The sequence below is a fragment of the Paenibacillus tundrae genome (genome assembly GCF_036884255.1).
Lineage (GTDB): Bacteria > Bacillota > Bacilli > Paenibacillales > Paenibacillaceae > Paenibacillus.
The window spans coordinates 3582717-3598655 of the sequence record NZ_CP145605.1; the positions used below are offsets into that span (position 1 = coordinate 3582717).

The following is a 15939-nucleotide window of genomic DNA, read 5'->3' on the forward strand; positions in this document are numbered from 1 at the left end:
ATATGTTGAAATGTTCATCTAATTGTTCATTAGCCTTCGAAGTAAAAATAAGATCAGACTCAAGTCAAATTAGTGCAAGATGTCTTCCATTCACTTTCCCTCTGTGATTTGATAAAGTAAAAAAACTTAGTGCTATTCGTCAATAACGTTTATATCGCGATATTTCGTTCTCGATTACAATATTTTCAAGGCACCATTCACTCTATTATCGCTAACAAGGGGGAAAGTACATGAACAAGAAAACGAGATCTGTCGTGTTGTCTTTACTCATGTCGACCGTATTACTCGCAGCTTGTACAAACGATAGCGGTGTTGGTCAAAATCCAACGAATCCGGACACGGATACCAGCGATTCAGGAACCATAACGATTCATACCGTAACATCTGAACACACGGCTGCGAAATATCCACAGGGCGATGATATTACCAACAATGTATGGATACGGCGATACCAAGAAAAGTTCAATATTAATGTCAAAACGGACTGGGTCAGTGATGAGTACAATACCAAATTAAATCTGGCCATCGCCTCCAATGATCTACCTGACGTATTCAGAGTTAACCCTTCTCAATTGAAGCAGCTGGTCGAAGCGGACATGGTAATGGATCTAACCGAAGTGTTCGATCAACACGCTTCAGATCGTGTTAAAAGTTACATGGAAATGGACAAGGACAGTTACGAGTCTGGGAAGAAGGATGGCAAATTGTACGGTATACCTCAGATGCACTGGGGATTAATTGAGCAGCCCGATTTTGTCTGGATTCGGAACGATTGGAAAGAAGAACTCGGTCTCAAAGACCCTACCTCCATGGGAGACATCAAGGAGATCGCATTAAAGTTTATGGAGAAGCACGGCGGTTATGGCATCGCGGTAGACCAAAGTCTAGATTACTTGAACCTACTCGCAATTGCGTGGGGCGCACATCCCGATATGTGGATCGAGGATTCCACTGGAAAATTAGCTTATGGCTCAATCCAGCCCGAAATGAAGCAGGCACTTGCTGACTGGGCGGAATGGTATAAACAAGGGATCATTGACCCGGAGTTCGCAATCAAAGACTTTAACGCAATGAATGCCGATATTGTCGCAGGCAAAGTGGGAATTCAGCCTTTTTACCAATGGTGGGGTTACAATCCTGGCGTAGATACAGTATCCAATCTGGGAAAAGACGCGATCTTCTACCCTTATCTCATCCCTACAGTTGATGGAAAGGAAGCGAAGCAATCCATCTTCTTCGCTAACAACAGTTATATTGTCATGAAGAAAGGATTCGCTAATCCACAAGAAGTGATCAAAATTCTGAACGACTACGCATACATCGTGGACGAGGGCAGTGGTAAGGAATCTCAGGAAACATTGTCCGACTTATTAGATAACGATATTGCACATGTTGTTGGTGCATTCCGCGTGCTTAATCCTAACTCCGATTATGAGCAGTTTGAAGCCGTATCCGCAGCTCTTCAATCCAATGACACTAGCGGATTAACCACCTCAGGTATGTGGCAGAAATACAACAACAGTGTAGAGTTTATGGAGAATGCAACGCCAGGATCCGTCGGTGATTATCTGCAGCAAGGAGCGCCTAAGAATGCCTATAGTCTTGCCAAGAAAGTGTTAGACAGCGAGAACTATATCAAGACAGCTCTGTGGGGAGTTTCACCAGAAGTATTGTCAAACTACGGCTCAACACTGGATGATATTCTGACTGAAGGCTTCACGAAGATCATTATGGGTAGTGAGAGTATTGATTATTTCGATGTTCTTGTTCAGAATTGGCGTGCTGCCGGAGGCGATGAAGCAACTCAGGCTGTCAATGACACCTACGGCAAATAATTCGTAAGGTTACAGTGAGGGGATGAGATTCGTCTCACCCCTTTTTGATAGCGGTTACAAATGTATCACATCTAGAACGGAGGAATTGGAATGCTGCGAAAATGGAAACAGCAGAGCCCCTACCATCTCATGTTGATCCCGAGTCTGGTCTTGGTGTTTATTTTCAGCTATATCCCTTTTTACGGACTTGTTATTGCATTTCAGAAATACAATCCTGGCCTAGGTTTCAACTCACCATGGGTTGGATGGGACAACTTTGCACACATATTTAATCAGCCGAACTTCATAAGAACGATCTGGAATACATTGTACATGTCCGTGTTCAAAATTATCGGTGGGATTGTTGTCCCTGTTATCTTCGCATTACTGCTTAACGAGGTGCTCCATAGTGGAGTCAAACGTACATTTCAAACCCTCGTATATATCCCAAATTTCTTATCCTGGGTCATCATGGCCGGCATCATGCTCGATATCCTCAGTGCCAACGGCATCGTTAATACATTCCTTGGTGTATTCGGGATTCAGCCTATTTCCTTTCTTGGCACACCCTCTCTCTTTCCGTGGACGATGATTGTGAGTGACATCTGGAAAGGCTTCGGGTTCGGAACGGTCGTATACTTAGCTGCTCTTACGAGCATTGACCCAGGACTATATGAAGCCGCAGTGATTGACGGTGCCAAACGATGGAAGCAAACGATCTACATTACGCTTCCCCTGCTCATGCCAACCATTGTTTTGATGACTGTATTATCCCTCGGTAATGTACTCAATGCTGGATTCGATCAAATCTATAACCTATACTCCCCTGTCGTCTATCAGACGGGAGATATTATTGACACCTATGTATACCGACTTGGCATTCAGCAGGCTCAGTATTCGATTGGTACAGCCGTCGGATTATTCAAATCCATCATCTCCAGTATTCTGGTTGCTGTCTCGTACATTCTGGCATACAGGGTAGCCGGCTATCGTATCTTCTAAGGAGGAACTCTCATTATGGTCTATGATAAAAGTTTGAGCAGGTGTCTATTTCATGTTGTGAACTATACGATATTGTTGGTCATCTCTCTACTCTGTATCCTCCCATTTATCAACTTGCTGGCTGTATCGTTCAGTAGTAGTTCGGCTGTATCTGCAGGCACTGTTACATTCTGGCCCGTCGAATTCAATACCAAAGCATATGAGTTTGCCCTAACGGGTGGAGCATTTTTTTCCTCTCTCTGGATCGCCGTGAAACGAACGATACTCGGAACGCTAGTGAATCTGATATTAATTGTGCTCACTGCCTATCCGTTATCCAAGTCGAAGGACAAAGTGATGGGTCGCAATATCTATATGGGCTTTTTCATCGTCACCATGCTATTTAATGGAGGGTTAATTCCAACGTATCTTGTGGTCGTCAAAATGGGACTCATTGATTCAATCTGGTCACTGATCCTACCAGGTGCTCTACCCGTATTTAGTATGATTATTCTTATGAATTTCATTAGAGGGTTACCAGAAGAGATTGAGGAATCCGCAATTATTGATGGAGCTGGGCCTATGCAAGTCTTACTCCGTATTTTGCTTCCACTCCTCAAACCCGCCCTTGCAACAGTAGGCTTGTTCAGTATCGTCGCTCATTGGAATTCCTGGTTTGATGGCATTATCTATATGAACAACCCAGCCAATTATCCATTACAAAGCTACTTACAGACCCTCCTGCAGAGCTTTGAACAGATTATGTTGAAATCTGGATCGGATTATACCCAACTCTTATCCATGATGAATGCCAGAACTGGACGCGCTGCTCAAATGTTCTTAGGTGCTATACCGATCCTGCTTGTATATCCATTTCTACAGAAGTACTTTACTAAAGGATTGGTGCTGGGTAGTGTCAAAGGATAACCCATTGATTCATTAAATCCGTGCACTCTATGGCTTTAACGATATGAAAAGGACTTGCAGGCTGAACTGCAAGTCCTTTTGCTAAATGTTGCATACCTACTTGATATCTGAAATGCCAGGCAACAAAATGGTAAAAATCGTACCCTCTCCCACTTTACTATCCACTTGGATCCCGTAGGGCTTTCCAAAATGAAGCTGAATACGCCGCTGCACATTATGAACTCCGATTCCTTTCGTCCCATCGCATACTCTCGGCTTCTCATCCATTAAATTTTGTATTGTATGATCTTCCATACCTACTCCATTATCACAAATCTCGATCGTAATATCGCTGCCCTTCGTTTGAATCCGTATCATTATGGTGCCATCTTCTTCGATTTCGGCAAGACCGTGAAAGATCGCATTTTCAACTATGGGCTGTAGAATCATTTTCGGCATCCGGTAGTCCAGTAGTCGATCCTCAATCTCATAGTTCATCTGAATGCAACCGTAGTATCTCACATTCTGAATGGTTACATAATTCTTAATGTTATCTAGCTCCTCACGAATGGTTACTAGACTATTATCTGATCTTGTGGCGTAACGGAGCATAGAGATTAGTGCATCTGTCATTTCCACAATTTTGTCAGCCTGCTGCATGGAGGCAATCCATTTGACTGATCCAAGTGTGTTATAGAGAAAATGGGGGTTGATCTGATGATGGAGTGCACGCATCTCGGCCTGAGCCTTCTCCATTTCTTCTTGCTGCATCCGCTCAACCATACGTTTTAATTCATGCGACATCTTATTGAACCGTACCGATAGATGTCCAATCTCATCACGAGAGCGAATATGCTCGACTTGTTCAAACTGCCCTTTTTCTACAAGTGAGATATTACGCAAAAGTCTCTTGATTGGTGTTGTAATAACATGGGATAGAAATACGGATAACACGGCTGCAAAAAGGAACATCACGATGGCGAGTGTTACTAAGTTACGTCCTAATATTTTACCGTCAGCAGTCAACTCATCCAACGGCATGTAGAGATAACTTGTCCATTTTTGCTGACTTAGAGGGCTTGTTACTACAACATTTAGTGCTTCAGGTGGACGCACATTTCCCCGAAACAACGTACCAATTAATCGTTCATCCGCGTTGTATACAATCTTATCGTCCTCATCCACAATCATGAACCTAGAGCGAAGCCCTTCCTGTAAGTTACGATTAACGATTTCAATAAATTTGATATCAATGCTAACAACGATTACACCAAGTAATTTCCCTGTAGAGACATCATGAATTTTTCGCGCATGCGAGACGGCTAGAATTTTATTCTCCAATTGCTCATCAATTCGGGTAGTCAAGGTAATCGTTCGATCATTCTTATGCAAGAACTTTTTGAACCACAATTCGTTCGCCACTTTATAGTTTGCATCAATGGGCTGATGAGGACTGACGAACAAATCTTGACCTCCGTTCAGGTTGTAGAGGTAGATGGAGAACACGCGATCCTTCATCATAATATAGTTCATCAGAATATTGTAAGCTGCGATCTCTCGCTGTTCATCACTATTACGGAGGAAGTCCTGAATGGGAAAACTGCCTTCAGGCGTCGCAGATAGATCATTGCTCAGTCCATTGCTTGCTAGGAGTGTGATTTTTTCGATTTCTTTGAGAAACTCATCAATTCGAATATTGGTCTGCTTGGATAGATCGTTCAGCACGTTTGTATAATTCTGTGTCAATAATCGTTCAGAAGAATAATAGGAATTAATGGTCATCACAAGCACCGGAAGGATAATGACCGTAATACAGATCACCATGATTTTGTGCTGGATTCGAACGAATCGGACATGCTTCATCAGATGCACCTCTATTCACGGTTCACATGGATTCCTGCTGTAAATCTCGATATTCTTCAGGGGTATGCCCTACAGACCTTTTGAAAATCTTACTGAAATACGTGTAGTTATGGTAACCTACCTTTTCTGCGATTTCATACACTTTTAGCTCCTTGCTCAGAAGGTAATTCTTCGCATGCTCCATACGAACTCGCGTTAAATATGCGATAAAGTTCTCTCCCTTTTCCTGCTTGAACAATCGACTTAGATATGATGGATTAACATTAATCTGACTCGCTACGCCTTGGAGTGAAATGTCTTCCGCATAATACTTGTTGATGATCTCTATTGCGACGTCTGCATGAGTATGCTCCTGCATGTCCTGTGAATTGTTTATAAAATAATAAGAGATGTGCTCCAGTATATCTTGGTGGATATCCTCCCAACACTCTCCCTTAAGCACAATTTCATAGGGTGATTTCTCTGTAGAATTACGCTTGCCTCTTTCTGTCCCACGAGACAGATGCGATTGTATCGTTTCCATCAGCAAAATATATTGCTTACGAACACTGCTTTCATTCGCTCGTTGCGCCTCCAGATCGGATCGAATTGCCTCAAGAAATTTTTTGGCGCTGTTGTAGTCTTTGCTAACCCAAAATTTAAGAAAATCTCGTTCCTGTTCCGGGGTTAACATCTCATGCACCTCTTGCCGAGCCGGAGCTTGAAGCACATCCTTATAGTGCAGCACCTGATTGCTGCCCGTGAAAAAACCGTGCTGTAGCGCGAATTCTGCTTCCTCACATGCCTTTCGAATGTAACGGAAGTCAGGCACGATCGTACTTACAGCCGCTGTGAGTGACAAGTTCATAAAATCTTTTACAGAGGATAAAAGTTTCGTACAGAGCTTGTGGAGATCAGCTTGTATTGAGCCAATCTCAGGAAGCACATTGACGATAACCCAATATTCAGACGAGCTTTCCACAAAAATTTCCTTCTCCCACTTGGATGGAATAATCTCTTCCATAATGTTCAGGAGCGAAAATCGAAGTAGTTTCTCCCCCTTCTCGATATACTTTTTCTTCGCTTTCTCGTAATAATTAACGAAGAACTTGATCACGACCAATGGCTCCGATCTAATACGAAATTGCAGTTCTTCGGCTTTGGTTGCGATTTCCTTCTCCGTTATGAATCCGCTTACAATATCCTGAAAGAAGCTATCCTTCAAGTGCCTCAAGCTCTTGGAATAATCCAGTGATACAGACGATACGTTAGCTGGGTTAATTTGTTCACTTTGTAGCTTCTGGGTAATGCTGGTCAGAAGTTCAATGAGAGATGCTTCACTAATCTCACTCTTGATTAAATAATCAGCTGCGCCAAGCTTCAGTGCTTCTTTTACATAATGAAATTCGTCAAAATTACTGAGTATGACATACTTACATGTTTTGAGTACGGAAGAAGCTTCTTGGATCAGCTTTAACCCATCCATAACAGGCATTTTAATATCCGTAATAATTAAATCAGGCGAAACTTCCAAAGCTAGCTCCAAGGCTTCCTTGCCATTCCCCGCCTCACCAACCACATTATATCCGAACTCCTCCCAGTTGAGCATGGAACGGATTCCAACTCGCATGAGTAACTCGTCATCTACGATCATCAGTTTATACATGAGAATCCTCCAATCGGTATATTTCAATGGATACACCATGTGCGTCAATCTGTAGCTATTCTATCATTGCTTAGACAACGAGCCTACCTTCTATAGAACTAAAAAAACCTTGGTTGTATACAACCAAGGCTGGCAAGGCTTTTTATGTCTACTCATTAAGCTGTGTAGGATGATATCTCATACACATCCTCAGGAAGTGCCTGCACAAACGGTGACCAATCACTACATGTATACAAATGAAGCTGGTGCATTGCACGCGTACAAGCCGTATAGAGTAACTTGCGTTCATTTTCCTTGCCGTAAATTTGCGATGAAGCATCATAGACAAGGACGGCGTCGAATTCGACACCTTTAGCTAGATAAACGGGAATAACCATCAATCCTTTTTCAAAGCGTATGGTCTCTTTTGTGATGAGCTGTAACGTTTCATTGCCTTGAGATTGCAACAGGTGAAAAGCCTCACGACTCTCGGCTGCCGTTTTGGTGATGATCGCGATGGATTCGAGTCCCTTATCTCGAAGTGCAGCGATATCCGTCAGAATTTGTGCATCGCGATTCTCTCTGCTATTTATTTTAGTCAAAAGTGGTTTCGGCCCGTTGCGATCAAATGGTACAATCTCCTCACCGCCTGGCAGCATCGCTTTTGTGAATTCAACAATTTCTCTTGTTGAACGATAGCTACGTAAAAGGCAGAACATACTTGTGTCCGTTTCGCCAAAAAGGCGAACCAGCGGCGAATGATCTCCAACCAGACTTGTTGATTGCATGAAGATAGCCTGCCCAAAATCACCCAGCACCGTCATCCGGGCTCGAGGAAACAGTTTTTTCAAATATTCATATTGAAATGACGAGTAATCTTGACCCTTATCGACGAAAACATATCGAATTTCCGAGTTCGTCCGAACACCTTCAATCAATTCTTTTACATATAAATACGGCGTTACATCCTCGTGAAACAACTCGTTTTGATCCAACATTTCCTGGGTTCCGCTACAAATTTCTGACCATAAAGTAGGCACAGGGGCTCCATTCGTTCTAACTTTGTATGCTGCTTCATCGACAAACAGTTGACCGTATATAGCTTGGAGATTGACAAAAGAGAAGTTCTTCACACTTTTCTTTAGCGGTTTAAAATATGCTTTGACAATCTTCTGACGGAGCAGTTCTTCCTCTCGCTGCGTGAAATCGAAGTCACCTTCATCCCCACGTCGCTTGCTCTTGTTATCTCTAAGAATGGCTGCATAACGCTCTGCAACGTCGAATATCTCTTTCTCCTTGTGCAGCATTCCGAATGCTTCCACGTATTGTTCAGTATCAAGATAGTTTAACTCTTCCTGTACCCAAGAAGCTTCACGTTCCGCCCGTTCCAGCGAAGCCAGTTCATTCAGTAGCCACTCCTGCAAGAGAGCAACTCGATTTATTAGAGGCAAGGTATGATCATACCCGTAAAATTGCTCTTTCATCTGCTCTGCCGTAATCAGATCCCGTTTCTGTATCCGAATCCCGCTGAACTGCATACCTTCACGTCCCAGCCATAAGCCATAGTTCTGTAGAGCCTGCAGGAAAGATTCGGATGTCTTATACTCCATCCCCTGAAGACGAGCCTCGTAGCCTGGCGTATTATGTTTAGTCAGAACATATTCAATTTGGTCAAAGACATCCTCCGATCGTAATGTGGAATCTAACCAATAGTCGAGATATTCTTGGAACGTTGTCTGCTGCATATTCTCTTCACCAAGCTCAGGAAGAACGGTAGAGATATAGCTAGCAAACATCGGATTTGGAGAAAAAAGAACGATCTGATCGGCCTTAATTGTCTGGCGGTGTTTATAGAGTAAGTATGCTACCCGCTGCAATGCTGCTGAGGTTTTACCACTGCCGGCAGCCCCCTGCACGATTAGCATTCGACTTGTATCATTACGAATAATCGCATTTTGTTCTTTCTGAATCGTTGCTACAATGCTCTTCATTTGCGAGTCTGCACCAGAGCCAAGCACATGCTGTAACAAGTCGTCTCCAATGGTTTCATTTGCATCAAACATATTATTTATTGTTCCGTTTTGGATCTGAAACTGCCGTTTAAGTTCCATCGCACCATCGATGGTTCCAGATGGGGTAATATATGAAGCCACTCCGGGAGAAGCATCATAATAGAGGCTAGCTATGGGCGTACGCCAGTCATAGATCAGAAAGCTCAAGCCGTCCTGATCGACGAAGGAAGACACACCGATATAGATTTTCTCACTGAAGCTCAATCCCTTCTCCTTGAAGTCGATTCGTCCAAAATAAGGTGATGGGAGCAGCCGCTTTACGTTTTTCCACTGTTGCATCAATCGCTGATGGCCGCGCTCTCGTTCAGCCAATACTGCGGACTGTTGGTTAATCGTGTAGAAAGACTCTTCAAAATCTTCATTGCTACCTGTATTCATCGTAACTTCTTCCCAGAACCGCTTGCGGATGTCCGTCGCCTGATCATGTAATCCGGCCACTTCCGGCTCTAATTCAGAGATTCTTACCTGCAATTTGTTTCTAACTAACTCCAGCCGTTCCTCTTCTTGTTGCCAAATATTCATCTCCATCCCTAAACCACCCTTTTCCCATTTTTTTAGGTCAAAAAAGAGCATTGACAAACTCAAATTCCAGATGTATACTAAGATTAGGAATAATGATGAATGCAAACACGGACTAATTTATCAATGGCGCTACTGATTATATCACAGCGTTTTTTCGCGTTCAATTTATTTTTTATCTTTCGGACATTAGATTGCGTGGTCTACTTTGACCATTTCCTATGGAGATTACACATTAAATAAGATATCATGAAAAAGAAGAGGCAGCTTGAATGATCAAAGTGCCTCTTCTTTTTATGTTCAAATTACACATCGTACGCTTCACTGCTCAGTTCTACCAATAATTACTTTGGTGCCATAATTCTCATTAGATATAAAGTCAGCTTTTAGATTCATTTTGTTCAACATATAATTCGCAGTAGATAGACCAATACCTGCCCCACCCTCATAAGAAGAGTTATTCATACCTGGGCCTCGGTCTGCAACGATGATTAGTTCTTGAGCTACATCAACTATAATGTGAGCATATTTCCCCTCTGCTGCATGTCGAAGAATATTCTGAAACAAATTATCCAGAACCCGTGACATCCATTTTGGATCTGCTTCCCAATAAAAGGTTTGCTCCGTCGGTAAATCAACTTCAAGCTGTATCTCTTTTTCTTCAAATACGGTATACCATGCAGCAACGGAGGCTCTAACTAAACGTACAATATCTGTTGAAGCGGGCTCAAAAGGATATTTCTCTGATGTTAGCAACGTGTAGGAAAGCAAATCATCCATGAGTAAGCCAACTCTTGTGATCGTATGATTCATTTCTGTTAACGAGTGTTGTCCTTCTAGACTTATGGATTCTTTGTTTAGTCTGGTGACATGTCCTCTCAAAATCGTCAGTGGCGTACGTAAATCATGAGATAAATTGGCAATAAGTCGTTGGCGCAATAACTGCTCTTCATATTCTCGCTTACGACTGTCTTCAAGCTGCTCAATCATCCAATTAAAAGAACTTCCTAACTGGTCTATTTCATCCATACGATCCACTTGAACAGATACTGGTGTAGGGAATGAATGATGATCTGCTGCAAACGACATGACTTCCTGTAAGTGTGTGAGACGATTACGAAGTCGGAAGAAGAACAGCCACGAAATGGCAACAAATGCGACAATAATAAAACCGAATAAAAAGAGCATAACGAATATTGGATTTAGAGTATTAAGCTCCTGACCATCGATAGAGAAATTAACGAACATAGAGAAGAATAACAGCAGCAGGGGAGGCAAAAAAATAAAGAGAAAATGCCCTCTTAGGTAATGGCGAAATAATGATCTATTCTGTTTCATTGTTTCACCCGATAGCCTATTCCCTTCAGCGTTTCAATAATCTCTGGGGAATCTGGATTACGTTCCAGCTTTTGACGCAGTCGACGGATATGTACCATTAGTGTTTTATCACCGGTTATGTATGCTTCTTGCCAAATTGCTTCATAGATTTGTTCTTTTGGTAACACTTGATTAGGATGGCGTAAGAAATACATTAAAATCTGATGCTGCCTTCCTGTCAATATAATTTCTTCCCCTGTGTCTTTGTTAAATACCATTTGGCCTGCTGGATCGACTTCAATATGGTCACCTAATGAAATTCGTTCAGAATATGTTGTCCCCCCTCGACGGATTAACACTTTTAATCTTGCAACTAATTCTTCTGTATGGAATGGCTTCGTTAAATAGTCATCAGCAAATTGTAAACCATCTACCTTATCATTAATCGATGTTCGAGCAGATAACAATAGAATAGGAACAGTAGGTGCTGCCTTTTTTAATCGTTTTCCTACAGTAAATCCATCTAAACCGGGTAACATAATATCTAAAATAACGACTTCATGCTGACTCACTGCTTCTTCAGCTCCTTCACCAGAAAGAAGCCACTGAACTGCAAATCCTTGTTGTTCCAATTCTTCTTTTACCCAACTACCTATTTTCTCATTATCTTCAATATATAATATGCTTCTATTCTTCAAGTAACATCCCTCTCTCTATTCGGTGTCTATTTTATACAGATTAACATAATCACACTTAATTAGAATCTATTTCCACACGTCGGCAACTTCATTCTTTTCTCCACAGCCCTCCTGAACAAGGAACGAATCCGCAGTCTGCATAAAATGAATGATGTTTGGCATCATAGGTTAACGTTACGATCTCAATTCCAATTCGTTCCGCTTCCTGGAGTAATCCTGTCACTAACGCTTGGCCAATACCCGTTCGTTGATATTGCGGATGAACAATGATATCTTCCATATAACCATGTTGCAATCCCATGCCTGAAATATAACCAAAAGCGATTAACTCCTCCTGATCTCCTCTTAAACCTGCCCAAAAATTGCAACGTTCAAATAAAACGGGATAATCAGAGTGACGCCCCTCCCAACCTACCAATTCTCTTAGCGCTGGGACTTCGTTAGGCTTGATGGGTAAATTAACAACGATTTCTTTACGCAATACTCCCCCTCCTTAAACGTTGAATCTCAAGAGTTAAGTTGGTAATCTCCCTCTAAATGAGCAGCCCAATTTTTAAAACTATCGAGTATTTCTTCCAAGTTCATTGCTCCTCCTGCACCGTGAAATATTCCATCTCTCACAATACAATAAAACCAATCCTCTTCATTTCTCTCTTCTTCAACTTCATCAAAAGGCACATCTTCTAAATAAGTATCCGTTAAATCTATTTCAACAGACCAGCCCGGATTATCCACTGTTTCAATTTTTACACCATAAGAATGTTCCCAGTCCCCGTTGCAGTGTTTAGCGTACCACTTCTGAATCCATGTGAGTGTGTTCATTATCATTACCTCTTCTTCGGAATTCGTATCTCTCACCATTCTAACTTCTCGGATCATGATTTACCATGAAGCTCAGATATTATCACCGATGTTATATGATCACGCTAATATGTCGACAGAGAGTATATTTATTACAATTTATATGGATAAATATGCTTTTTATAAAGTAACATTCTCGGGGATTTTCTCATTTCGCATGGATAAATGTGTAAATCGTATAATGTAATAAAAACCGAAAAATTTTAGGATCGCTAACACAAAAAAGGCATTCCTATTTAGGAACGCGCTTGGTTAGTATTTAGCCTTAACTATACAATTATTGATTAGCAGCTTCGGTTTTGGAAGGTAGCCTTTGAAGATATGTTTTGCTAGGACGATGTACTAGAACTACGATAAACATAAACAAATGAATCAGAATAGAAAGCACCTCTGTTGAAGCAATTGCTTGAAGAAGAGTAACTATAAGCAAAATCATTGTTGTTTTATACAGCTTGCAGCTAATAAAAGTAACAGCTAATAGTGCGGGTATTAGCCTCACATAAAATTCCCCTTCTAGATAACCAAAAGTGCGATACAAATCTTCACTATTGGCGTCAAGGTACATAAATTGAGCATCTGCTTCTTTGATTTTAATCTGGAGTAGCACCATCCAGTAAACCAAGATTACTAATTTCAAACCTAGTAAACCTCGAACCACGTGTAGCATTACAGGCATTTTCATACAGTCGACTTTCTCCAATCTCTTATGTATTAATATTTTTCCTTAATTATACTTTTTAATTAACAGATAACATATTAGTCTTAAGTATGGATTTTCCCAAGTTGAATTCATAAATGTGAATATATATAAACTTGAAGTCGCGCATCTATTACCAACGACTGCTTAATTTAACCTCTTTACTATTTAAACCCAAAGAAGATCGTGAATTTTTATACTTTTAATAAAACAAAAGCAGACGATTGTCTAATCGCCTGCTTCTTGCAGTTTTTTGAATATGATGAAATCACTGACTCTCAATCCTACACATCCACTTCATCGTTATCCATGAACTCGAAATAACCCGGTGCTCCAATCGAGACAGTCGTAAAATGGAAATACCTCTTCTCAAGCTCCTGATTCTCTTCACTCATCTCCAGAAACTCCGGATCTTTCAAGATGTCATCATTCATAATTCCTTCTCGCCAGAAGCTCAGCTCCAATGCTCGAATTGCAAAGGAAAATCCTGTCTTTGGATCATGATCTCCGACCGTAGGATAATTTTCCCTAAGGGAATGAATCAACGTCTCAGCTTTCGCCTTGAATACATCCACCCCTTGAAACAAGCAAGGAACGTGAAACTCTCCCGAATACTGTGGATTGATTAGTTGAATAAATTTCACTCCACCTTCGGCATCATATTCGAAATGCTCACGCATAAATAACATCTCGATATAGCTTGGATTCATGGGAATGCCATCATCTGCTCTCCAATGGTCCAATTTCTGAAATGTCTGCTGTACCTCTTCCCTACTCATTCCTAATCGAAAAGGACCGATCCCAACATGCGGCGTTATTGTGATTTCGTTCATCTACAAACTCCTTGTTATGATTCTATTGGTATCTAGTCAAGGTCTAAAGCTTCTCTTACGCTACAACTCAAATTGCGGCACTAGGGAAAATAGAAACTTGCTTCTCAAGAGCTCTACTCAAAGCCCGAACGATAAGCTCATGATCTCTACCTTCATGCAGTCCGCTTAACGCAAGTGTTGCGACCCACTCATCATGTACTCGAATCGGGAAAGCTCCACCAGTTGGAATATAGTGAGGTATATTCTCCATCTCTGCATTCCACTTATTGTTCAAGACATGGTCAACATGCATCCATAGACTTGAGTGCCCGACTAACTTAGCCGCCCTGCGTTTTCCCTCCATATAACTAATGTTCTTCCGCGCCTTGCTATCCATCATATATTGGAACAAGACAAGTTCGTCACTCTCTCTAATAATCGAAACAGCAATCTCACGATCGTATTCTTTAGCTAGTTCTGCAATGATATTCCCCAGTTTTAAAGCCTCTGCAGCTCCAAAATGGTCATATCGAAGCGTCTCTTCTTGCTCCTTTAATACGTCTAAGCATTCTGGAGTGTACGACAGACCCGCACGGATGGTATCCAGAATTTCAGCACAGCGCAGAGAAGCGGTCAGTGACATGATGTCACTTTCAGTCCGTCCATTCTTAAGACATTCTACGAAATGATGGATCTCACTGTAGAAATCATCAAACTCATAAGGAATTTCAACCTTCTCCGGTTCATAACCATCCCGAAGAACGAGCATTCTGACAGGTCGATGGAGATCTTCGACAACAATACTGCCACGTTCTCCCTGTAGCACAACTTTTCGTTCCTTTTGGCGATCAAATGCACACTCTAATTGCGCTTTGACATGACCTACATGGAGCTTCGCATCAATATAATAATCTATTGAATCCTTCTGAGATGCTGCCACAGTTTCAAGTTTAATGCTACCTTTGGAGAAATCTTCAATCCAACTTGCACAATACGTGCCAACATCTAACAATGAACCTCCAGGACCTGGCTGAACATGATATGTGTTCATTCCTTCAGGCATTTGGTTGCATAAGCTCGCTTGTATAGAAGTGATCGTGCCAATTTCACCCGCTTCCACTCTTCGACGCAGATCTATGTATAGTGGCACAAAGCGTTGCTTCATAGCTTCCATAAAAAGAACGTTTTCGCTTCTAGCTGTTTCTGCAATATCTTGCATTTCTTTCAAACTCAACGATGCAGGCTTTTCACATAATACGGCCTTTCCTGCATGCAGCGCTTTAATTGCCCACTCATGGTGCAAGTGATGGGGTAATGCGAGATAGATCGCATCCACATTAGGGTCTAATAACATCTCATCATGTGATACATACTGTCGATCTGTTGCGTATTTATCTGCAAAGTCTTCTAACTTCGATTCACTGCGGCCACTAATAGCATATAGTTTGCTGCTAGGTTCGTGTTGTAGTGCAGTGGCAAATCGAGTTGCGATATACCCTGCGCCGAGAATTCCCCATCGTATCATCCTGTAATCCCCCATTATTGTAGTTTCACTCTTTGGTGCGCGTTCAGCTTACTAAAGAATATAAGAACTGCGCCTGCAAATGCAAGCACGGTTCCTCTTAGCTGTAGTAAAGGTGCCGAGAAGCTTGCATAGAACAAACTTCTCTATATATATCATTTATTCGAGCAAGCAGATTGGTAAATTGTACCTATAGAACAATCCCTTTACGTCATGGTAATATCGCTACTTACACATACGTCAACTGGGGGCA

Annotated in this window: 13 protein-coding genes; 3 read left to right on the top strand and 10 right to left on the bottom strand. The window is 41.7% G+C overall.

What is annotated here, in order from left to right; genetic code table 11:
- The first annotated feature begins 230 nt into the window (after positions 1–230).
- The 3 genes from V6W81_RS16035 to V6W81_RS16045 all read left to right on the top strand — a co-directional run bounded on the left by V6W81_RS16035 (position 231) and on the right by V6W81_RS16045 (position 3722).
- A complete protein-coding gene (locus tag V6W81_RS16035; protein WP_338539709.1) occupies positions 231–1835 on the top strand; it encodes an extracellular solute-binding protein in 1605 nt (534 codons plus the stop codon).
- 90 nt (positions 1836–1925) lie between these two features.
- Complete coding sequence (locus tag V6W81_RS16040; protein WP_338539710.1) at positions 1926–2816, top strand: ABC transporter permease; 891 nt, start codon at positions 1926–1928, stop codon at positions 2814–2816.
- A gap of 15 nt (positions 2817–2831) precedes the next feature.
- Positions 2832–3722, top strand: coding sequence for a carbohydrate ABC transporter permease (locus V6W81_RS16045; protein WP_338539711.1), 891 nt, complete (start codon positions 2832–2834; stop codon positions 3720–3722).
- Positions 3723–3818: 96 nt separating this feature from the next.
- Here the strand turns inward: V6W81_RS16045 and V6W81_RS16050 are convergent, their stop codons facing one another.
- From V6W81_RS16050 to V6W81_RS16095, 10 genes are all read right to left on the bottom strand, one after another.
- Complete coding sequence (locus tag V6W81_RS16050; protein ID WP_338539712.1) at positions 3819–5564, bottom strand: cache domain-containing sensor histidine kinase; 1746 nt, start codon at positions 5562–5564, stop codon at positions 3819–3821.
- 22 nt (positions 5565–5586) lie between these two features.
- A complete protein-coding gene (locus tag V6W81_RS16055) occupies positions 5587–7209 on the bottom strand; it encodes a response regulator transcription factor (protein ID WP_338539713.1) in 1623 nt (540 codons plus the stop codon).
- A gap of 155 nt (positions 7210–7364) precedes the next feature.
- Positions 7365–9788 carry an RNA polymerase recycling motor HelD gene (gene helD, locus V6W81_RS16060; RefSeq protein WP_338539714.1) on the bottom strand — a complete coding sequence of 808 codons (2424 nt, stop codon included), beginning with the start codon at positions 9786–9788 and terminating at the stop codon, positions 7365–7367.
- Between the two features lie 312 nt (positions 9789–10100).
- Positions 10101–11117 carry a HAMP domain-containing sensor histidine kinase gene (locus V6W81_RS16065; RefSeq protein WP_338539715.1) on the bottom strand — a complete coding sequence of 339 codons (1017 nt, stop codon included), beginning with the start codon at positions 11115–11117 and terminating at the stop codon, positions 10101–10103.
- Positions 11114–11794 carry a response regulator transcription factor gene (locus V6W81_RS16070; RefSeq protein WP_338539716.1) on the bottom strand — a complete coding sequence of 227 codons (681 nt, stop codon included), beginning with the start codon at positions 11792–11794 and terminating at the stop codon, positions 11114–11116. The genes V6W81_RS16065 and V6W81_RS16070 overlap by 4 nt, the downstream gene beginning before the upstream one ends.
- An 88-nt stretch (positions 11795–11882) precedes the next feature.
- A complete protein-coding gene (locus tag V6W81_RS16075) occupies positions 11883–12275 on the bottom strand; it encodes a GNAT family N-acetyltransferase (RefSeq protein WP_056690897.1) in 393 nt (130 codons plus the stop codon).
- Positions 12276–12301: 26 nt separating this feature from the next.
- Positions 12302–12616 carry an immunity 53 family protein gene (locus V6W81_RS16080; protein ID WP_338539717.1) on the bottom strand — a complete coding sequence of 105 codons (315 nt, stop codon included), beginning with the start codon at positions 12614–12616 and terminating at the stop codon, positions 12302–12304.
- A gap of 316 nt (positions 12617–12932) precedes the next feature.
- Positions 12933–13337 (bottom strand): hypothetical protein, encoded by a 405-nt coding sequence (locus V6W81_RS16085; RefSeq protein WP_145048974.1) that lies wholly within the window; start codon positions 13335–13337, stop codon positions 12933–12935.
- Between the two features lie 299 nt (positions 13338–13636).
- Positions 13637–14185, bottom strand: a complete 549-nt coding sequence (locus tag V6W81_RS16090; protein WP_338539718.1) for a hypothetical protein — start codon at positions 14183–14185, stop codon at positions 13637–13639.
- Between the two features lie 67 nt (positions 14186–14252).
- Positions 14253–15689: a Gfo/Idh/MocA family oxidoreductase gene (locus tag V6W81_RS16095; RefSeq protein WP_338539719.1), complete on the bottom strand. Its 1437-nt coding sequence runs from the start codon at positions 15687–15689 to the stop codon at positions 14253–14255.
- Positions 15690–15939: the final 250 nt, after the last annotated feature.

Excerpts from the sequence above, each read along its gene's own strand:
- V6W81_RS16095 (WP_338539719.1), bottom strand. The coding sequence starts at position 15,689 with ATGATACGATGGGGAATTCTCGGCGCAGGGTATATCGCAACTCGATTT.
- V6W81_RS16065 (WP_338539715.1), bottom strand. The coding sequence starts at position 11,117 with ATGAAACAGAATAGATCATTATTTCGCCATTACCTAAGAGGGCATTTT.
- V6W81_RS16045 (WP_338539711.1), top strand. The coding sequence starts at position 2,832 with ATGGTCTATGATAAAAGTTTGAGCAGGTGTCTATTTCATGTTGTGAAC.
- V6W81_RS16090 (WP_338539718.1), bottom strand. The coding sequence starts at position 14,185 with ATGAACGAAATCACAATAACGCCGCATGTTGGGATCGGTCCTTTTCGA.
- V6W81_RS16085 (WP_145048974.1), bottom strand. The coding sequence starts at position 13,337 with ATGAAAATGCCTGTAATGCTACACGTGGTTCGAGGTTTACTAGGTTTG.
- V6W81_RS16055 (WP_338539713.1), bottom strand. The coding sequence starts at position 7,209 with ATGTATAAACTGATGATCGTAGATGACGAGTTACTCATGCGAGTTGGA.
- helD (WP_338539714.1), bottom strand. The coding sequence starts at position 9,788 with ATGGAGATGAATATTTGGCAACAAGAAGAGGAACGGCTGGAGTTAGTT.
- V6W81_RS16040 (WP_338539710.1), top strand. The coding sequence starts at position 1,926 with ATGCTGCGAAAATGGAAACAGCAGAGCCCCTACCATCTCATGTTGATC.
- V6W81_RS16035 (WP_338539709.1), top strand. The coding sequence starts at position 231 with ATGAACAAGAAAACGAGATCTGTCGTGTTGTCTTTACTCATGTCGACC.
- V6W81_RS16080 (WP_338539717.1), bottom strand. The coding sequence starts at position 12,616 with ATGAACACACTCACATGGATTCAGAAGTGGTACGCTAAACACTGCAAC.
- V6W81_RS16050 (WP_338539712.1), bottom strand. The coding sequence starts at position 5,564 with ATGAAGCATGTCCGATTCGTTCGAATCCAGCACAAAATCATGGTGATC.